This is a genomic window from Kitasatospora sp. NPDC001547 (genome assembly GCF_042894165.1).
Lineage (GTDB): Bacteria > Actinomycetota > Actinomycetes > Streptomycetales > Streptomycetaceae > Kitasatospora.
The window spans coordinates 14,744-33,188 of the sequence record NZ_JBIAVL010000016.1 but is presented as its reverse complement, the minus strand read 5'-3'; the positions used below and the strand labels follow the sequence as shown (position 1 = coordinate 33,188).

The following is an 18,445-nucleotide window of genomic DNA, read 5'->3' as shown; positions in this document are numbered from 1 at the left end:
CGCCCGGGCCCGGGCGGCACGCCGGTGCCGCGGGGGTCCGGACGGGGGATCAGGCCGCGGCCGCCGCCAGTCCGCTGAGCTCGAACCACATCCGCTTGCCGGAGCCGCGCGGCTCCACGCCCCAGGAGTCCGCGAGCGCCTCCACCAGCATCAGCCCGCGCCCGGAGGAGGCCTGCTCCCCCGGCGTCCGGCGGGTCGGCCAGAGGTCCGACTCGTCCTCCACCTCGACCCGCAGCCGGGCCCGGCCGCCGTCCGCCTCCGGTTCCCGGTAGAGCCGGGCGGTGAACATGGCGTCCCGGTCGGTGTGCCGGATGGCGTTGGTGACCAGCTCGGAGGAGAGCAGTTCGGCGGTGTCGATGAACTCGGCCACGCCCCAGCGGCGCAGCGCGTCGCGCAGCTCGGCCCGGACCTCGGCGACCCGCGCCAGGTCGGCCTGCCCGATCCGGCGGCGCAGTTGCTGGGCGGCCAGACCGCCGGCCGGGCCGTCCCAGCGCAGGAGCAGCAGCGCTATGTCGTCCTCGCGCTCGCCGGAGTCGGCGGCCTGGGAGGAGATCCGGTCGGCCAACTCCTCCAGCGGGTCGCGGGCGGCCTCCGCCGCGTCCGGCAGCGGGCGGGCGAGCACCCGGGTGAGCCGGGCGACGCCCTCGTCCAGGTCCATGCCGCGCGCCTCGACCAGGCCGTCGGTGCAGAGCAGCACGGTCTCGCCCGGGTCCAGGCTGAACCGGGTGACCCGGTACTCCTGGTCCGGGTCGATGCCCAGCGGCAGCCCGCCGGCCACCGGCACCACGGCGGCGGTGCCGTCCGCGCGGCGCACCACCGGGTCGAGGTGGCCGGCCCGGACGGCGTAGACCACGCCGTAGTCCACGTTGACCTCGGCGTAGGTGCAGGTCGCGAAGTGGTCGGTGTCCAGGTCCGCGAGGAAGCGGGAGGCGCGGGCCATCACGGCGGCGGGCGGGTGGCCCTCGGCCGCGTAGGCGCGCAGCGCGATCCGCAGCTGGCCCATGATCCCGGCGGCGTGCACGTCGTGGCCCTGGACGTCGCCGATCACCAGGCCGACGTGCCCGCCGGGCAGCGGCACCACGTCGTACCAGTCACCGCCGATCTGGAGGCCGGAGCCGGCCGCGATGTAGCGCACGGCGGTGCTGACGCCCGGGATGGACGGGACGGTGCGCGGCAGCATCACCCGCTGGAGGCCGGCCGCGAGCTCGTGCTCGGCGTCGTGCAGCCGGGCCCGGGCCAGCGACTGGGCGACCAGCCCGCCCAGGGTGGACAGCAGGGTGCGCTCGTCCGCGTCCAGCTCGCGCTCGTCGTCGAAGCTGACCACGCAGACGCCGATCGCCCGACCGCTGGCCACCAGCGGCAGGTACGCCCAGGAGCTGCGGCCGGTGCGGCTGGTCGGCTCCCACACCTCCGGGTAGCCCTCGCGGAACTCCTCGCGGGTGGAGACGAAGACCGGCGCGCGGTGGCGCAGCGCCTCGGCGGCCGGGTGGCCGGCCGGCAGCACGGTGCGGTCCCAGACCGCCAGCGAGTCGGCGCGGTAGCCGGAGGCGCCGAGGATCTGCGCCCGTCCGGCCTCGAAGGAGGCCAGCACCAGGCCGTCCGGGGGCAGCCCGGGCAGCGGCAGCTCGGTGAACACCCGGGCCACGTCACGCACAGTGACGGCTTCGGAGAGGGCGCGCGCCGCCTCCTTGATGAACCGGGAGCGCTCCTCGCGCAGCAGGGCCATCCGGTCGGCGTGGTCGCGCTTGTGCAGCTCGACGGTGGCGTCCCAGACGAAGCCGACCATCCGGGAGGCCCGGCCGAAGGCGTCGGCGAGCACCCGGCCGCGGAAGCGCACCGCGCGCATGCCGCCCTTCGCCCCGACCGTGCGGTAGTAGGCGCCGCACTGGCCCAGCTCGGCCACCGCGCGCTCGACCCGGCGGCGCACCACGGGCGCGTCCTCGGGGTGCAGCAGGGACAGGAAGGAGGCGGCGGTGCGGTCGAAGCGGCCGTGCTCCAGGGCGTCCAGTCCGACGATGGCGCAGGCCCGCTGGTCGCCCTCCAGGACGTCGCGGCGGATGTCCCAGTCGAAGGAGCCGATGCCGTTGGCGGCCATCGCGGGCTCCAGCCAGTCCGGCATGGTGTCCGCGGAGGACGGCGGCAGCCCGCCCGACAGCACGGGCGCCAGCCGGGCGGCGGCGAGGCTCGGGGACGGGCGCACCACGGAGCCGCGGCGCGAGGGCTGGGCGGGCGGGCGGGCCCGGCCGGTGCCGGTGGGGCCGGGCTGCTCGGCCACGCGCGGCTCCACGGTCCGGGAGGCCGTGGTCCGGGGGGCCACGGTTCGCGGCTCTACCGCTCGCGGCTCGACGGTGGGCGCCGCGCCGGGAGGAAGCGCCGGCCCCGGCGACTCGGGCTCAGTGGGCATGCTGCTCCTGCCGCTGCCGTGGCGGACCGCGCCGACCGTCCGGACGGGCCGCGTGGCGGTGTGATGGGTCGTGCTGGATAGGACGGTGCGACGGACGGTGGCCAGTCGAGGTTCGGTCTCCCCGCTGCTTCCCGCACGTGGACACACATTCCCACCATCCTGGCCAATGTTCGGCCGAGCGGCAATGCCAACGGGCCGGAAATCTTCCGTTCCGCCTTCTGTTCAGGGCTTCCTTCGACGGCGAATCAATCGACGGCGAACCATCGTACGACCCGGCGGCCGGTGCCGGGCCGGGGCCGGCCGGTGGCGCCGGGACGACCGCGCCGGCTCATGGCGTGGCGAGCTCGAACCAGGTGACCTTGCCGTCGCCGCGCAGCTGCACGCCCCAGGAGTCCGCGAGCGCCTCCACCAGCAGCAGGCCGCGCCCCGAGGTCGCGTACTCGGCCTCCGGATCGCGCCGGCGACCGGGCAGTCTGCTGGTGCCGTCCTGCACCTCGACCCGCAGCCGGTGGTCCGAGCCGAGCACCGCGTCGAACACCGCGCCCTTGCCGGTGTGCAGCAGCGCGTTGGTGACCAGCTCGGAGGTGAGCAGCTCGGCGGTGTCGGACAGCTCCGGCACCCCCCAGTGGCTCAGCGCCGACCGCAGCCGCCGCCGGACCGCGCCCACCCCGACCAGGTCCGCCGGGTCGAGCGCCAGGTGCAGCCGGCGGTGCACGGCACAACCCGGAGCCGGTGAGCCCGGCAGGGTCGTCCCGGTGCCGCCGACCGGCCCCTGGACCGGCCCGGACCGGTAGGCGTCGCCGGAACTCGTCCGCTGCCGCGGGAATCGCGACTGACCGTCCATCAACCCATGCCCCCGCCCTGAATCCCAGGCCCCCGCCTCCGGATCCCCCGCCGGCCGGGTGGCCCCCTCGATCTGACCACTCATCCTCATGCCCAGTTGACGGCGTTTGCAACAGTGTGCGTCCGATCACGTGGGGTGAAAGGGGCACGGGGTGGTTCGCGTGATCCAACTGCCCGCGCCGGACAGGTTTGCGAAGCGCAGAGGCCGTTTTCGAGGACGCCCCCGCCCGAGCCCGCGCACACCCGGCGCCCGTACGGACCGTGCGCCCGCCTGCGCGCCCCTCCCCCGCACCCGCCGCGCGCCGGGGGCGAGGGGAGCGCCGGGACGCGCCGGGGCCGGGCGCCGGGGGCCGGGCGTCGGGACTGGGGCTCTCGCGGGCGCATCCTGTCCCGTCCGGGCCGCTCACCCCCATCCCCCGCCCAGCAAGCCGAACGCCCGCGCAGCGGCAACGCTGGACAGGGCGGCCCGGTGCGGGTTCAATGACCCGAGATGTTTGAACGACGTTCTAACATCGCCCCCGGAGCATCCGAGCCCCGGCCCCCTTCCGGGACCGGACCCCTTCCGAGGCCCCGAGCCGACCCCCTCCCCCGGCGACCGCGAGCGAGGAACCGTGCGACTGACCCCCACCGAGCGGGACCGGCTGCTGATCTTCACAGCAGCCGAGCTGGCCCGCGCCCGCCGCGCCCGGGGCGTGCGCCTCAACATCCCCGAGGCCACCGCCCTGATCGCGGACACCGTCTGCGAGGCCGCCCGCGACGGCCGACGCCTGGCCGAGGCCATCGAGGCCGGCCGCTCCGTGCTGACCGCCGAGGACGTGCTGCCCGGCGTGCCGGACGTGGTCACCGTCGTCCAGGTCGAGGCGGTCTTCGACGACGGCACCCGCCTCGCCGTCGTCAACGACCCGTTCCGCGGCGCCGGCTCGCTCGGCGACGAGGCCCCCGGCGGCGCGCTGATCGGTGACGGCACCGGCTACGACCCGGTCGAGGAGACCCTGCTGCTCCCCGTCCACAACACCTCCGGGGTGCCGATCTCGGTCACCTCGCACTTCCACTTCTTCGAGGCCAACCCGCGTCTGGCCTTCGACCGGGCCGCCGCCTACGGCACCCACCTGGCCGTCCCGGCCGGCTCCTCGGTCCGCTTCGACCCGGGCAGCACCGTGGAGGTCGGCCTGGTGCCGATCGGCGGCGAGCGGGTCGCGATCGGCTTCGCGGGGCTCGTGGACGGTCCCCTCGACGCGCCCGGCGCGAAGGAGGCCGCCCTCGCGAAGGCCCGCGCGACCGGCTACCTGACCAGCTTCGACGACTCGGAGGTGCCCTCGTGACGGCGATCTCTCCCCACGACTACATCTCCGTGCACGGCCCGCGCGCCGGGGACCGCGTCCGGCTCGGCGACAGCGGACTGATCGTCCGCGTGGAGTCCGACTCCCAGGCGCCCGGCGACGAGTTCCTGGCCGGCTTCGGCAAGACCGCCCGCGACGGCCTGCACCTCAAGCCCGCCGCCGTCCGGGACACCTGCGACGTGGTGATCAGCAACGTGCTGGTGATCGACGCGGTCCAGGGCATCCGCAAGACCTCGATCGGCCTGATCGGCGGCCGGATCGCCTCGATCGGGCGGGCGGGCAACCCGGACACCCTGGACGGCGTCGACGTGGTCGTCGGCACCGGCACCACGATCGTCTCCGGCGAGGGCCTGATCGCCACCGCCGGCGCCATCGACACCCACGTCCACCTGCTCTCGCCGCGGATCATGGAGGCCTCGCTGGCCTCCGGCGTCACCACGATCATCGGCCAGGAGTTCGGCCCGGTCTGGGGCGTCGGCGTCAACTCGCCCTGGGCGCTGCGCCACGCCTTCAACGCGTTCGACGCCTGGCCCGTCAACATCGGCTTCCTGGGCCGTGGTTCGTCCTCCGACGAGGCCCCGCTGATCGAGGCGCTGGCCGAGGGCGGCGCGTCCGGCTTCAAGGTGCACGAGGACATGGGCGCGCACACCCGCGCCCTGGACACCGCGCTGCGGGTCGCCGAGGAGTACGACGTCCAGGTCGCCCTGCACACCGACGGCCTGAACGAGTGCCTGTCGGTCGAGGACACCCTGAAGGTGCTGGAGGGCCGGACCATCCACGCCTTCCACATCGAGGGCTGCGGCGGCGGGCACGTCCCCAACGTGCTCAAGATGGCGGGCGTGCCGAACGTCATCGGCTCCTCCACCAACCCCACCCTGCCGTTCGGCCGGGACGCGCTCGGCGAGCACTACGACATGATCGTCTCCGCGCACGACCTCAAGCCCGACCTGCCCGGCGACGCCGCGATGGCCCGCGACCGCATCCGGGCCGGCACCATGGGCGCCGAGGACGTGCTGCACGACCTCGGGGTCATCGGCATCACCTCCTCCGACGCCCAGGGCATGGGCCGGGCCGGCGAGACGGTGCGCCGCACCTTCGCCATGGCCGGGAAGATGAAGGCCGAACTCGGCCCGCTCGACGGCACCGGCTCGTACGGGACGACGGAGAGCGGCGACGACAACGAGCGCGTGCTGCGCTACATCGCCAAGCTCACCGTCAACCCGGCCATCGCGCACGGACTTTCGCACGAGGTCGGCTCGATCGAGGTCGGCAAGCTCGCCGACATCGTGCTGTGGCGCCCGGACCACTTCGGCGCCAAGCCGCAGCTGGTCCTCAAGGCCGGTTTCCCGGCGTACGGCGTGGTCGGCGACCCCAACGCCTCCACCGACCGCTGTGAACCGCTCGTCCTGGGGCCCCAGTTCGGCGCCCACGGCGCGACCGCCGCCGACATCTCGGTGGCCTTCGTCGCCCAGGCCGCCGCCGACGGCGCCTACCTCGACCGGGCCGCCGACGGGCTGCCCACCCGCCGCCGCCGGGTCGGCGTGCGGAACACCCGCGGCATCGGGCCGCGCGACATGGTGCGCAACGCCCGCGTCGGCCACGTCGAGGTCACCGAGACCGGACTGGTCTCCCTGGACGGCTCGCCGCTGCGCTCCGAGCCCGCCGACAGCGTCTCGCTCAGCCGCCTCTACTTCCTCTGACCCTCCCCTAGGACGCGATGATGACCACCCCCACGCCCGCCTCGCTCGGCTACCGGATGCCCGCCGAGTGGCACCCGCACGACCGCACCTGGATGGCCTTCCCCACCGCCAACCCCACCTTCGACGGCCCCGAGCAGCTGCACGCCGCCCGCCAGGCCTGGGCCGCCGTCGCCGACACCATCGCCGGGTACGAGCCGGTGACGCTGGTCGTCAACACCGGTGAGACCGCGGAGGCGCGCAAGTACGTCTCCGAGCGGGTCGAGATCGTCGAGCGCCCGCTGAACGACGCGTGGATGCGCGACATCGGCCCGTCCTTCCTGATCGACGGCAAGGGCTCGCTGGCCGCCGCCGACTGGATCTTCAACGGCTGGGGCGCGCAGTCCTGGGCCCGCTGGGACAAGGACCAGCACATCGCCGAGCACATCGGCGAACTGACGCAGGCGCGGCGCTTCGCCTCCCGGCTGATCAACGAGGGCGGCGGCATCCACGTCGACGGCGAGGGCACGGTGCTGGTCACCGAGACCGTCCAGCTCGGCGAGGGCCGCAACGCGGACTGGACCAGGGAGGAGGTCGAGGCCGAGCTGCACGCCTTCCTCGGCACCACCAAGGCGATCTGGCTGCCGCGCGGGCTCACCCGCGACTACGACGAGTTCGGCACCCGGGGGCACATCGACATCGTGGCCTCCTTCGTGCGCCCCGGCGTCGTGGTCGCCCACGTCCAGCCCGACCCCGCGCACCCGGACCACGAGGTCTGCCGCGAACTGGTCGCCGTCCTGCGGGCCTCGACCGACGCCCAGGGCCGGCCGCTGGAGGTCATCGAACTGCCCGCCCCCACCGTCCTGCTGGACGAGGACGGCGAGCCGGTCGACTACTCGTACATCAACCACTACGTGGCCAACGGCGCCGTGATCCTGTGCGCCTTCGACGACCCGCGCGACCAGCAGGCCGCCGACATCCTCGCCGAGGCCTACCCGGGGCGCACCGTCGAACTCGTCGACGCCCGCGAGATCTTCGCCAACGGCGGCGGCATCCACTGCATCACCCAGCAGCAGCCGAAGGCGCTCTGACGCCCCACCCGGGTGGGAGCCGCGCGCTCCCACCCGGGCCGCCTTCCGAGCGCCGGGCCGCCTTCCGAGCGCCGTGCCACCGAGGAGATCCGCACATGGCCGACCCCCGCCCGCGCCGGCCGGCCCGACCCCGCGAGGAGGTCTTCGCCGCCGCCCGGGCCGCGATCGCCGAACACGGGCTCGCCGGACTCACCATGGCCGGGCTCGGCAAGCAGCTCCAGATGAGCGCCGGGCACCTGCTCTACTACTTCGGCAGCAAGGACCAGTTGCTGCTGGAGACCCTCCGCTGGAGCGAGGACCAGCTCGGCGCCCGCCGCCGCGAGGCCCTCGCCGACCGCGCCCTCGACCCCTGGCAGCGCCTCGACGCCTACCTGCGCCTCTACCTGCCGGAGGGGGCCGGCGACCCGCGCTGGATCCTCTGGGTCGAGGTGTGGGGCCGCTCCCCGGCGAGCGCCGAGATCCGCCAGGGCCAGCAGGAGATCGAGGCACCCTGGCAGGCCGACCTGGTCGCCCTCATCGAGGAGGGCACCGCCGCCGGCCACTTCACCCCGGGCCCCGCCGCCGACCGCGCGGTGCAGATCCGCGCCCTGCTCGACGGTCTCGCCGTCCCCATCGCCATCGGCCTCCCCGACGCCCACCACCCCGCCGCCCTCACCCAGGCCACCGCCGTCACCACCATCCTCCTCCGCACCTGACCCACCTGCGCCCCTGCGCCGGCCGTGGCCGTGGCCCTGGCCCTGCGCGAGAAGTCGGCCCCCCGACTTCTCGCGCAGGCACCCAACCAGCCACCCGGGCAAATATGCAGACCGGTCTACTTATTCGCACCCGCTCAGGCACCCGCGCACAGGAAGTCGACCCAGCCGCCTTCCTGTGCAAGCGCTTCACATCCCCCGTCGCAAAAATATGCAGACCGGTCTACATATCGTTCCACCCGAACACCCACCGACCCCCTCCCGGCGGCGGCAACCTCAACGCCTGCACACGAGAAGTCGACCAGACCGACTTCTCGCGCAGGTGCGGGAATCGTGCCCGGGCACCGCACACAGGAAGTCGGTGGGGCCGACTTCCTGTGTGCGGTAGGGGACACGGGGGGCGGGGCGTGAGAAGTCGGCCGGGCCGACTTTTCGTGCGGGGGTGGGGTCGCGGGGTGGGTCGGGGTCACTCCGTCCAGATGGCGGCGGCCGTGCGGTCGTCGGCGTAGCCCTTGGCACGGACCTGGACCTGGCGGAGGAAGTCGACGGTGCCCGGGGGGTGCGGGTGGGCCCAGTGGGAGGAGAGGAAGTGGGCGACGGCCGGCTCGTCGGCGATGGGGCGGGCCAGGCCGGGGGCGCAGAGGAGGAGGATGTCGCCCGGCGTCGCGGGGACGAGCCGGAAGCGGAACGGGCGCGGGCCGGGGGCCGGAGCCTCGGGGACCGGCGGCTGACCGTCCGGGTGGTGCAGCAGTCGGGCCGCGTAGGCGTCGATCCAGTGGCCGGAACGCAGCAGGTAGAGCCCGCCCGGCCCGACGCCGAAGGCCGCGCGGTAGCCGGCCTCCGGGTCCAGCGACACCATCAGGCAGTGCAGCGAGGCCGGTGACGGGCTGTCGTCCCCCTCCGCCCGGGGCGCCAGGGCGCGCAGCGGGGCGGCCGCGCCGGTGGCCAGGCGCTGGAGGCCGTAGCGGAGCCGGTCGCGGGCGCCGTCGCGCAGGTCGGCGGCCAGTCCGGCCCGGCTGCGCCCGATCGCGGCGGCGAGCTGGTGGCACGCATCCCCGGTGGCGGCCGCGACCGCCGCCGCGGTGACCGCCTCCTCCTCGGCGGTCCCGCCCGTACGGTCGAAGCCGCCGAGGACGGCGAGCAGCAGGCCGTCGGGCCCCTCGCCGAAACGGGTGACCAACAGGGAGTCGCGGCGCGGCTCGCCCCGGTAGCGCGAGGAGTCGCCCCGCACGGAGGCGGCGCGCAGCACGGACGATCCGTACTGGGCGCCGTCCAGCACGGTGTCCGGTACGAGCGCGCGCAGTGCGCCCGGGTCCGCCTCGGGTACGGCCGTCGGCTCGGGTCCGTAGGTCGGGGGGCGTTCGCCGACGTGGGGGACGGCGGCGCCGCCGTCGGCGAGCGGTGCGCGGACGGCCAGGCGGGGATCGGGGGCGGCCGCGGCCTGGACCACGGGCTCAGGGTCGGGGTCGGGATCGGGATCGGGCTCCGGGGTGTGGACGGGCTCGGGCTCCGGTTCGGGTTCGGGTTGTGCTTCGACGACGGGCTCGGGCTCGGGCCCCGTTTCGGGGGTGGGCGGCGGGGTCGGCTTCTCCAGGGAGACCGGGTCCGAGACCGGTACGGCCTCCGGCTCCGGTGCCGCCTTCGGTGCCGCCTTCGGTGCGTCGTCGGCGAAGGCGGGGGCCGGGAACTGGTGGGTCTCGGTGGAGGTCCGCTGACGCCCGATCCCCTCCGTGCCTCCGATCACGCCGACCGCGGTGTCGAACCAGTCGTCGATGCTGTCCCGGTTGTCCGAGCCCGCCGAGATCTCGGAGCCCACCGGGCCCGCCGAGCCCGTCGGCCCCTCGGAACCGTCAGGCTCACCGGGCGTCTCCGGCTCGGATTTCGCCTCCGCTTCCGGTTCAGGCTGCGCTTCCGGCTCCGGCTCCGCCGACCGCTGCTGCCCGATGAGCCCGACCGCCGTGTCGAACCAGTCGTCCACACTGCCGTCCCCCGGGTCGGCGTGCGGGGTGTCCGGGAGGGTGCCCGTCGGACCGTCGTAGACGGCGTCCCACCAGCCGTCGTCCGGCCGGTGCGGTTGTGCGGGTGCACCCTGCTTGCTCATCTGACGGCTCCTGGTCGTTCCGTGGTCGCGCCGCCCCCGGCGGGCCGGGCTGACGACATTGTTCTCCACCCGCGACGACCCTGTCCGGGTTTCGGCGACAACCGGTCACCCACCGGAAGGTCCCGGCCACCGCGCTCACCAGCCGGTTCGCCGGACCGGCGCCGGATACGTCATCGGTTCGACCGCTTCCGTTCCGTCCGCGCTTGCCGGATGTGTCCGGAGCAGGGCGTTTCCTGGCCATCCGGGTGTCCTGGCCGCCGAAAATGGGGGCCAATGGGGGGCATCGCATCACTCGTTCGGCTGATTAAATGTGCGCATGACCGCGTCGGCCCCCAGTTCACCCCGACCGGGGAGGGCCGCGTCCGCGGGCCGCCCGGTGGGTCGGCTGTTGGTCCTGCTGCTCGCCGCGCTGCTGACGCTGCTGCCCTGCGCGGGCCCGGCGAAGGCGGCGGACGGCTCCGGACACCCGGCGCCGCCCCCGGCCACGGTCGGCGCCGTCACCGTCGTCAGTGTGGTCAATGTCCAGGTCGCCACCGGGCAGACCTCCCACAGCGGCCGCGCCGCGAAGGTCACCAAGTCCGCGCAGTCCTCGGACCACCACCGGACGGCCGAGGAGCAGGGGCACTGGATCCTCTGCACCGCCGACGGCCAGCCGCCGCGCAACAACGGCTGCTCCAGCCACCCGTACTGCCCGCAGGACGCCCAGCTGCCGAACCCGCCGCCGCAGCCGCAGCCCGCCGTGTCACCGCTGACCCCCGCCGCGCCCGAGGCGCTGCCCCGGGTGGTGCCGACCGGTCTGCTGGACGGCTCGCACCCGGTTCCCGACCTGCACGAACTCCAGGTCCACCGGTCCTGAGTGGAACCCGCCGTCGGCACGACCGCCGACGGATCCGACCTTCCTCTCACTCCAGCTGACCGCCGCCACCGACCCGGTGCGGCGGGGACAAGGACGACCACCATGGGTTCCGCTTCCAAGCAGTCCAACAAGCCCGGCGGCAAGCAGGCCGGCGGCGACCGCCGCGCCCGGATCGCCGAGCTGCGCGCCGCCGAGCAGCGCCGCGACCGCCGCAACAAGATCTTCGCCTCGGTGGCGGCAGGCGTGCTGGTGATCGGTGCGATAGCCACCGGCACCTGGGTCGTCATGGACCAGAACCAGAAGAAGAAGGACAAGGAGACCGCCGCCAACGCGGACATCCCGGGCGTGAAGACCTTCGGCGAGCTCAGCCGCACCCACGTCAAGGACAAGGTCACCTACCCGATGACCCCGCCGGTCGGCGGCGACCACAACGCGATCTGGCTGGACTGCATGGGCCACGTCTACGACCAGCCGGTCGAGAACGAGCGCGCCGTCCACTCGCTGGAGCACGGCGCGGTCTGGGTGACGTACAACGGCAAGGCCACGCCGGACGACCTCAAGACCCTCTCCGACAAGGTCAAGAAGACCCCGTACTCGCTGATGAGCCCGTACCCGGACGAGGAGGGCACCATCACCCTCAACGCCTGGAGCACCCAGCTGATCGTGGAGAGCGCCAGCGACCCGCGGGTGGAGCAGTTCTTCACCAAGTACGTCCAGGGCAAGCAGACCCAGGAGCCGGGCGCCTCCTGCACGATGGGGCAGATGTGACCGCCGAGCCGGGCCGCCCCGACGGGGCCCTGACGGAGGACGCCGCGCACGCCGAGGCGGACGCCGTCGAGGAGGGCGGGCCCTCGCGCCGCCGCCGGATGTGGTGGCCGGCCGCGCTGGCCGCCGCCGTGGCGCTGGCGCTCGGGGTGCCGGCCCTGGTGGCGAGCGGGACCTCCGCGTCCGGCTCGTCCACGCTGTCCGTCCCGGCCGACGACTCCCCCGAGGCCGGGTTCGCCCGCGACATGGCGACCCACCACCAGCAGGCCGTGGACCTGTCGTTCGTCGTCCGGGACCGCACCGCCGACGAGCCGACCCGCACCCTGGCCTTCGACATCATCAACACCCAGGCCAACCAGCGCGGGATGATGATGGGCTGGCTCGACCAGTGGGGGCTGTCCCAGCACGCGACCGCCACGCCGATGGCGTGGATGAAGATGGGCCACGAGTACCAGGCCCACGACGGTTCGCTGATGCCCGGCATGGCCACCAACACCCAGATCGCGAAGCTGCGCACGCTCAGCGGGCGGGACGCCGAGGTGTACTACCTCCAGCTGATGATCGAGCACCACAAGGGCGGCGTGGAGATGGCCCAGGGCTACGTCGACAAGGCCGGGAACGAGACGGAGAAGCGGCTCGCGCAGTCGATGGTGGTCGGCCAGACCTCCGAGCTCCAGCTGATGACCGACATGCTCAAGGAGCGCGGCGCCGCCCCCGGCGTACCCGCTTCCTGAGCGGCCGCTCCGCACGCTCGGCGGCTGGGGCGCCTCGGGCGCGCTCCGGGCGTTGCGGGCGTTCCGCAGGTCCGTGTGCTCCGTGTGCCCCGCGCTCTCCCCGGACGGCCGGGGCGTCGGCGGGGACGGTCCCGTACCGTCCCCGCCGCGCCCCGGCCGTCCGCCGTTCTGCCGGTTCCTCCCAGCCGTGGCCCTCAGGCCCGGGTGGGCCGGGTGAGGAGCGCGGCCGCGGCTGCGACGGCGGCGAGGATGAGGAGGACCGTCCGCCCACCGGACTCGGCGCCCGCCAGGTGGACGCCGAGGACGGACAGGGCCATGCCGAGGGCCGTACCGAGGCTGCGGGCCATGTTCACCATGCCGCCGCCGACCGCCGAGCACTGCGCCGGGATCGTCCGCATCACCAGCGCGTTGTTGGCGGGCAGCAGCAGGCCCAGCCCGTACCCGGCGACCAGCAGCGGGGGCGCCGCCGCGACCGAGGCCGGCAGCAGGGCGAACAGCAACAGTCCGGCGGCCGCGAGCAGTGCGCCGAAGCGGCACCTGGTCGCGTCCCGCCAGGCACCGGGCAGCAGCCCGCCGCCGACCGTCGCGGCGAACGCGAACGCGGCGGGCAACAGGGTGACCACCAGGCCCGCGTGGGCCGTCGACACCCCCGCGCCGGTGAGCAGCACCGGGCCCAGCACCAGCGGGCAGAACAGCAGCAGGTAGCCGATCAGTGCCACCAGCAGGCCGGAGCGCACGCCCGGGGTGTTGATGAGGCCGGGTGCCAGGATCGGGCGGGCGGCCCGCCGTTCCTGGCGCACCAGCGCCAGGGTGAGGGCAGTGGAGGCGAGCAGCAGGGCGGCCACCGCCCAGCCGGGCAGGGGCAGTCCGGAGGCGGTGGACAGGGCGAGCAGCAGCGCGGTGGTCGCCCCGGTGAGCAGCAGCATGCCGGGCAAGTCGAAGCGGCCGTCCTCGCGGGGCCCGTCGAGTCGGGCTTCGGAGAGGCGGGCTTCGCTGTGGCGGGCTTCGGAGAGTCGGGCTTCGGAGAGTCGGGCTTCGCTGTGGCCGGCGCCGGCGAGGCGGGGGCCCGGGACGGCGGCCGGAACGGCCGGGGCGGCCGACGCGCAGGTGCGGGTGCGGGGCAGCAGGTACCAGCCGGCCACGATGCCGAAGACCGCGATCGGCACGTTGACCCAGAACACCCAGCGCCACGAGGCGTGCTCGACCAGCAGTCCGCCGAGGCTGGGTCCGAGCGCCAAGCCGAGGCCCTGGGCGGAGGCCTGGATGCCGAGCGCGCGCCGCATCGCGCGCTCGGGGACGCCGCGCGCCACCAGGGCGACGCTGTTGGCCTGCATCATCGCGGCGCCGACCGCCTGGACGGCGCGGCAGCCGACGAGGGCCCAGAGGCCGCCGGCGAATCCGGCCCCGAGCGAGGCGAGGCCGAAGACCGCGAAGCCGCCGATGTACATCGTCTTGCGGCCGACGCGGTCGGACAGCCAGCCGATCGGGGCCAGCAGGGCGACCAGGACCAGCAGGTAGGCCAGGGCGACCCACTCGACCGCGGCGAACCCCGCGTCGAAGTCACGGCCGATGGCGGGGAAGACCAGGGCGATGACGCTCGCGTCGAGCTGGCCGAGGAAGGCTCCGAGGCAGACCGTGGCGACGGCGAGCCAGTGGGCGTGGCGCCAGCCGGCTATGCCGCGTGGCCGGGGCCGCTCGGTGAGCAGCCGCGAGGCAAGGGTGGCGGCGTTCATGTGCACGAATATATCGGATACAGATATGTTCCTGCTACGAGCAGATCGCTCTACGACGGGTCGCGTTCCATGGCACGGACGGTGCCCCGGACGGACGCCTGCCACGGAGCCCGCGGCGGAACCCCCGACGGAGCCGCGAGCAGGCGCGGCCAGGCGCGTCCGCGGGCCCCGAACCGGCCGCCGGACCGCCCCGCACCAGGAGATACGCTGTCCGCCATGCCGTCGTCACCACACGTTCCCGACTCCGCCACCGGAAGCACCGACCCGGCGGTCGAGCACGCCCGGCGGCTGACCGACACCGTCACCCGGCTGCGCCGCGCGCTGCGCAGCAGCATCCGCACCGACTACCCGTGGGAGTCCCTGCCGATGGCGCAGGTCGAACTCCTCCAGACGCTGGCCGCCGCACCGCTGCGGGTCGGCGAGCTGGCCGCGCGGCAGCGCCTCGCGCCCAACACCGTCAGCGGGTTGGTCGGGAAGCTGCTCGACGCCGGATTCGTCGACCGCCAGGCCGACCCCGGCGACCGTCGCACCGCCCGGATCGCCCTCACCCCGGCCGGCCGGCGGCAGCTGGACGACTGGCAGCACGCCCACGAGCGGCGGATCGCCACCGCACTCGGCACCCTGGACCCGGCCGACCGGGCGGCGGTCGTCGACGCCCTGCCGGCGCTGGAACAGCTCGCCCGCGCCCTCGCCCGGACGGGCACCGGGGCCGAACAGGGGGCTGCGGCCGAGTAGCGGGCTGCGGCCGAGCGGGAAGTCACGGCCGAACAGGGGGCCGCAGCCGGACAGGACCCGAAGCTGGATAAACCGCTGGTGGCCGGGGTCCGTCCGGCGCTACCGTCCCCGGCATGACCACCGCAGACGTACGGGCAGAGGTACGGATCGAGCCCTGGACGGACGACGACCTCGCGCTGCTGCGCCGGGTCAACACGCCGGAGATGAAGAAGCACGTCGGCGGGCCGGAGAGCCCGGAGCAGCTGCTCGTACGGCACCGGCGCTACCTGGACTTCGTCCCGTCCGGGCTCGGCTGCATGTACCGGATCGTGCTGCTGCCCGAGGGCGAGGCGGTCGGGACGGTCGGCTACGGCACCCGGACCTGGGAGGGCCGGACCGTCCACGAGATGGGGTGGAACGTGCTGCCCGGCTTCCAGGGGCGGGGCATCGCGGTCGCCGCCACCCGCGCGGCGGTCGCGGCCGCCCGCCGCGAAGCCGCGCACCCCCACCTGCACGCCTTCCCCTCGGTGGACAACCCCGCCTCCAACGCGGTCTGCGCGAAGGCCGGGTTCACGCTGCTGGGCGAGACGGACTTCGAGTTCCCGCCCGGGCGGCTCATGCGCAGCAACAACTGGCGGGTGAACCTGCGGAGTTGAGCGCAAGGCGCGGCTGAACGCCTGCGGAGGTCAGAACAGGGCGCCGCCCTCCAGGTCCAGCAGCCAGCGCTTGCGGTCCACGCCGGCGGCGAAACCGGTGAGCGCGCCGTTCGCACCCAGCACCCGGTGGCAGGGGCGGACGATCAGCAGCGGGTTGGCGCCCACCGCGCCGCCGACCGCCCGGACCATGCGCGGCTCCTGCCCGGCCAGCTCGGCGAGTTCGCCGTAGGTGACGGTCCTGCCGTACGGGATCTCGTCCAGCGCGGCCCAGATCCGGCGGCGGAACTCGGTGCCCTCGGGCGCGAGCGGGAGGTCGAAGCCGGTGCGCTTGCCGGCGAAGTAGGCGGTCAGCTGCGCCACCGGCTCGGCGAGCGCCTCCGGGTCGAGCACCCAGTCGTCGGCGGGCTCGGCCAGCGCATACTTCTGACCGGGCGCGGTGACGGTGGCCAGCGCGGCCGGTCCGCCGTCCTCGGGCAGCACCCCGCTGAGCAGCAGCCGGCCGAAGGGGCTCTCCATGGTGGTGTAGACGGTGGTGCTCATGCTCGTCCGTTCTCCGTTCCGGTGCTGGTCTCGCTGGTGCTGCTGGTACTGCTGGTGCTGCTGAGTTTGCCGCCGGTGCTGAGGCCGGGGCTCGCCGGGCCGGCCCACAGCCGGTGTACGGCGTAGGAGCGCCACGGGGCCCAGGACTCGGCGGCGCGGGCGGCGGACTTCGGGTCCCCGGCGGCACCGAGGCGGAGCAGGCCGTGCTTGACGCCCACGTCGCTCGGGAGGAAGACGTCGGGGTCGGCCAGGGCCCGCATCCGCAGGTAGCCGACCGTCCAGGGGCCGATGCCGGGCAGGTCCAGCAGGGCGGCCGCGGCCTCCTCCCGGTCGGCCCCGCTGTCCAGTCGGACCACGCCCTCCGCCAGCGCGGCGCACAGCCCGGTGAGCGCGCGGCGGCGGGCGGCGGGCATCGCGAAGTCCTCCGGGTCGGCGGTGGCCAGGGCCGCCGCGGTCGGGAAGAGCAGGCGCAGACCGCCGCTGGGCTCGGGCAGCGCGGTGCCGTACTTCTCGGCGAGCCGTCCGGCCAGGGTACGGGCGGCAACGACGCTGATCTGCTGGCCGAGGACGGCGCGGACGGCGAGCTCGTGCGGGTCCACGTGGCCGGGCGAGCGCAGACCGGGGCGCTCGCGGACCAGCGGGCCGAGCAGCGGGTCGGCGCCGAGCTGGTCGTCGACCGCGAGCGGGTCGGCGTCCAGGTCGAAGAGGATGCGCAGGCGCTGGACGGCGGTCGGCAGGTCGCGCAGGTCCGCGAGCAGCAGGCGGCAGTCGAGCCAACCGCGGGTGCGGGGCTCCCCCGGCGCCAGGCCGTCGACCTCGGCGATGCCATGGCCGTACGGGAGCGCGAGGGTGCGGCGGTACACGCGCACGCCGGGGCGCGCGCCGGGGACGACCTCCTCCACACCGGGAACGGCGCGCAGGGCGAGGAAGTCGATCAGGTGCTCGCTGTCGAGCGCACCGCGGTAGGCGAGGCGCAGGGTCAGCCCACCGGCCGGGGTCGCGGTGCGGCGGCCGGCGGCGACCTCGGCGCGCAGGCCGCTGGGGGTGCGGTCGTAGACCTCGCGCACGGTGTCGTTGAACTGGCGCACGGAGGCGAAGCCGGCCGCGAACGCGACGTCGGTGACGGACAGTTCGGTGGTCTGGAGCAGCAGGCGGGCGGTCTGCGCGCGGCGGGCGCGGGCCAGCGCGATCGGGCCGGCGCCCAGCTCGGCGGTCAGCTGGCGCTGCAGCTGGCGTGAGCTGTAGCCGAGGCGGCCGGCCAGACCGGCGACGCCCTCGCGGTCCACCACGCCGTCGCCGATCAGGCGCATCGCCCGGCCGACCAGGTCGGCGCGGTGGTTCCACTCGGGCGAGCCCGGCACGGAGTCGGGGCGGCAGCGGCGGCAGGCGCGGAAGCCGGCCCCCTGGGCGGCCGCGGCGCTGGGGTAGAAGACGCAGTTGACGCGTTTGGGGGTCACGGCCGGGCAGCTCGGACGGCAGTAGATGCCGGTGGAGGTGACCGCCGTGAAGAAGACCCCGTCGAAGCGGGAGTCGCGGCTGTCCACGGCTCGGTACCGGATGTCGTCGTCGATCACGTTGTCCAGTTTGCGGCACGGGGCGGGGGGTGACTGGCGGGAATCGGACATCGCCGTTGATCGCTCCTCCGGGGGCCCTCCCCCTCCCCCACCCACCACCCACCTCGCCCGGGGAACCCGAGAACCCGAGGAACCCGCGGCTCCCCGCGACGAGCCGCCCGGCCCGAAATTCGCGAGCCCGCCGGCCGTCGCGCCGTTACTCTCGCGGCATGAGCGACCAGCAGCCCTACACCGGTCCGGACGACCCGCGCGTCGTCGCCCTGCCTCCGGCCGAGTTCGCGTTCCCCGGTCCGCTGCGGGACCAGTTGGTCGCCGCGATCCTCGACGGTGCCAAGACCAGCACCACCGGCCTGGTCGCCGACTACGAGCACGAGGGCGATCCCCTGCCGCTGCCCGGGGAGCGCTCCGCGGTCGTCGACTCGGACGAGCGCAGGGTCGCCGTGATCGAGACCACGGACGTCCGGGTGGTCCCGCTCGCGGAGGTCGACCTCCAGCACGCCCTGGACGAGGGCGAGGGGTGCACCAGCGTGGCCGAATGGCGTGCGGTGCACGAGCGGTTCTGGCGCAGTCCGGAGATGCTCGACGCCCTCGATGACCCGGGGTTCACCGTGGACGACACCACTCCGGTGGTCCTGCAGCGCTTCCGCGTGGTGGCCGACCTCCGCTGAGCCGGGCGGGCCCGGCGGAGGCCGGCCGGCGGCCGTTGCGCGGCGGCCGGCCGGTGCC

16 protein-coding genes are annotated in these 18,445 nt (G+C 74.7%); 10 read left to right on the top strand and 6 right to left on the bottom strand.

Translation table 11 applies throughout. The features are described from left to right. Positions 1–49 precede the first annotated feature (49 nt). Together ACFY0X_RS26375 and ACFY0X_RS26370 are read right to left on the bottom strand one after the other, a co-directional pair. Positions 50–2,275 carry a SpoIIE family protein phosphatase gene (locus ACFY0X_RS26375; RefSeq protein ID WP_387758096.1) on the bottom strand — a complete coding sequence of 742 codons (2,226 nt, stop codon included), beginning with the start codon at positions 2,273–2,275 and terminating at the stop codon, positions 50–52. Positions 2,276–2,732: 457 nt separating this feature from the next. Then, positions 2,733–3,119: an ATP-binding protein gene (locus ACFY0X_RS26370; RefSeq protein WP_387758094.1), complete on the bottom strand. Its 387-nt coding sequence runs from the start codon at positions 3,117–3,119 to the stop codon at positions 2,733–2,735. A gap of 739 nt (positions 3,120–3,858) precedes the next feature. Here ACFY0X_RS26370 and ACFY0X_RS26365 point away from each other — a divergent pair. The 4 genes from ACFY0X_RS26365 (at position 3,859) to ACFY0X_RS26350 (ending at position 8,049) form a co-directional block, all read left to right on the top strand. After that, positions 3,859–4,569 (top strand): urease subunit gamma, encoded by a 711-nt coding sequence (locus ACFY0X_RS26365; protein WP_387758092.1) that lies wholly within the window; start codon positions 3,859–3,861, stop codon positions 4,567–4,569. After that, positions 4,566–6,287 (top strand): urease subunit alpha, encoded by a 1,722-nt coding sequence (locus ACFY0X_RS26360; protein WP_387758090.1) that lies wholly within the window; start codon positions 4,566–4,568, stop codon positions 6,285–6,287. Before ACFY0X_RS26365 ends, ACFY0X_RS26360 begins: the two co-directional genes overlap by 4 nt. A 17-nt stretch (positions 6,288–6,304) precedes the next feature. After that, entirely contained in the window at positions 6,305–7,354 is a 1,050-nt protein-coding gene (locus ACFY0X_RS26355; protein ID WP_387758088.1) for an agmatine/peptidylarginine deiminase, read from the top strand. Positions 7,355–7,449: 95 nt separating this feature from the next. Next, positions 7,450–8,049, top strand: coding sequence for a TetR/AcrR family transcriptional regulator (locus tag ACFY0X_RS26350; protein WP_387758086.1), 600 nt, complete (start codon positions 7,450–7,452; stop codon positions 8,047–8,049). Positions 8,050–8,512: 463 nt separating this feature from the next. Here ACFY0X_RS26350 and ACFY0X_RS26345 read toward each other — a convergent pair whose 3' ends face one another. Then, entirely contained in the window at positions 8,513–10,147 is a 1,635-nt protein-coding gene (locus tag ACFY0X_RS26345; RefSeq protein WP_387758085.1) for a cell division protein, read from the bottom strand. Between the two features lie 376 nt (positions 10,148–10,523). On the opposite strand from ACFY0X_RS26345, the gene ACFY0X_RS26340 reads away from it, so the two are divergent. From ACFY0X_RS26340 to ACFY0X_RS26330, 3 genes are all read left to right on the top strand, one after another. After that, entirely contained in the window at positions 10,524–11,003 is a 480-nt protein-coding gene (locus ACFY0X_RS26340; protein ID WP_387758083.1) for a hypothetical protein, read from the top strand. 102 nt (positions 11,004–11,105) lie between these two features. Then, positions 11,106–11,771 carry a DUF3105 domain-containing protein gene (locus tag ACFY0X_RS26335; protein WP_387758082.1) on the top strand — a complete coding sequence of 222 codons (666 nt, stop codon included), beginning with the start codon at positions 11,106–11,108 and terminating at the stop codon, positions 11,769–11,771. Further along, positions 11,768–12,502 (top strand): DUF305 domain-containing protein, encoded by a 735-nt coding sequence (locus tag ACFY0X_RS26330; RefSeq protein WP_387758080.1) that lies wholly within the window; start codon positions 11,768–11,770, stop codon positions 12,500–12,502. Before ACFY0X_RS26335 ends, ACFY0X_RS26330 begins: the two co-directional genes overlap by 4 nt. A 194-nt stretch (positions 12,503–12,696) precedes the next feature. On the opposite strand, the gene ACFY0X_RS26325 is transcribed toward ACFY0X_RS26330, so the two are convergent. Next, complete coding sequence (locus ACFY0X_RS26325) at positions 12,697–14,235, bottom strand: MFS transporter (protein WP_387758079.1); 1,539 nt, start codon at positions 14,233–14,235, stop codon at positions 12,697–12,699. A gap of 216 nt (positions 14,236–14,451) precedes the next feature. On the opposite strand from ACFY0X_RS26325, the gene ACFY0X_RS26320 reads away from it, so the two are divergent. Together ACFY0X_RS26320 and ACFY0X_RS26315 are read left to right on the top strand one after the other, a co-directional pair. Then, positions 14,452–14,970 carry a MarR family winged helix-turn-helix transcriptional regulator gene (locus tag ACFY0X_RS26320; protein ID WP_387758077.1) on the top strand — a complete coding sequence of 173 codons (519 nt, stop codon included), beginning with the start codon at positions 14,452–14,454 and terminating at the stop codon, positions 14,968–14,970. Positions 14,971–15,083: 113 nt separating this feature from the next. Further along, positions 15,084–15,605 (top strand): GNAT family N-acetyltransferase, encoded by a 522-nt coding sequence (locus ACFY0X_RS26315; protein ID WP_387758075.1) that lies wholly within the window; start codon positions 15,084–15,086, stop codon positions 15,603–15,605. Positions 15,606–15,635: 30 nt separating this feature from the next. Here ACFY0X_RS26315 and ACFY0X_RS26310 read toward each other — a convergent pair whose 3' ends face one another. Further along, the gene (locus tag ACFY0X_RS26310; RefSeq protein WP_387758074.1) at positions 15,636–16,145 is read right to left on the bottom strand and encodes a methylated-DNA--[protein]-cysteine S-methyltransferase; all 510 of its coding nucleotides are present in this window, start codon (positions 16,143–16,145) and stop codon (positions 15,636–15,638) included. After that, positions 16,142–17,770, bottom strand: coding sequence for a DNA-3-methyladenine glycosylase 2 family protein (locus ACFY0X_RS26305; RefSeq protein ID WP_387758072.1), 1,629 nt, complete (start codon positions 17,768–17,770; stop codon positions 16,142–16,144). Before ACFY0X_RS26305 ends, ACFY0X_RS26310 begins: the two co-directional genes overlap by 4 nt. A 158-nt stretch (positions 17,771–17,928) precedes the next feature. Here ACFY0X_RS26305 and ACFY0X_RS26300 point away from each other — a divergent pair, with 158 nt between their 5' ends. Further along, the gene (locus ACFY0X_RS26300; protein WP_387758070.1) at positions 17,929–18,387 is read left to right on the top strand and encodes an ASCH domain-containing protein; all 459 of its coding nucleotides are present in this window, start codon (positions 17,929–17,931) and stop codon (positions 18,385–18,387) included. The last annotated feature ends 58 nt before the right edge of the window (positions 18,388–18,445 follow it).

Excerpts from the sequence above, each read along its gene's own strand:
- ACFY0X_RS26355 (WP_387758088.1), top strand. The coding sequence starts at position 6,305 with ATGATGACCACCCCCACGCCCGCCTCGCTCGGCTACCGGATGCCCGCC.
- ACFY0X_RS26350 (WP_387758086.1), top strand. The coding sequence starts at position 7,450 with ATGGCCGACCCCCGCCCGCGCCGGCCGGCCCGACCCCGCGAGGAGGTC.
- ACFY0X_RS26345 (WP_387758085.1), bottom strand. The coding sequence starts at position 10,147 with ATGAGCAAGCAGGGTGCACCCGCACAACCGCACCGGCCGGACGACGGC.
- ACFY0X_RS26335 (WP_387758082.1), top strand. The coding sequence starts at position 11,106 with ATGGGTTCCGCTTCCAAGCAGTCCAACAAGCCCGGCGGCAAGCAGGCC.
- ACFY0X_RS26325 (WP_387758079.1), bottom strand. The coding sequence starts at position 14,235 with ATGAACGCCGCCACCCTTGCCTCGCGGCTGCTCACCGAGCGGCCCCGG.
- ACFY0X_RS26320 (WP_387758077.1), top strand. The coding sequence starts at position 14,452 with ATGCCGTCGTCACCACACGTTCCCGACTCCGCCACCGGAAGCACCGAC.
- ACFY0X_RS26315 (WP_387758075.1), top strand. The coding sequence starts at position 15,084 with ATGACCACCGCAGACGTACGGGCAGAGGTACGGATCGAGCCCTGGACG.
- ACFY0X_RS26310 (WP_387758074.1), bottom strand. The coding sequence starts at position 16,145 with ATGAGCACCACCGTCTACACCACCATGGAGAGCCCCTTCGGCCGGCTG.
- ACFY0X_RS26305 (WP_387758072.1), bottom strand. The coding sequence starts at position 17,770 with ATGTCCGATTCCCGCCAGTCACCCCCCGCCCCGTGCCGCAAACTGGAC.
- ACFY0X_RS26300 (WP_387758070.1), top strand. The coding sequence starts at position 17,929 with ATGAGCGACCAGCAGCCCTACACCGGTCCGGACGACCCGCGCGTCGTC.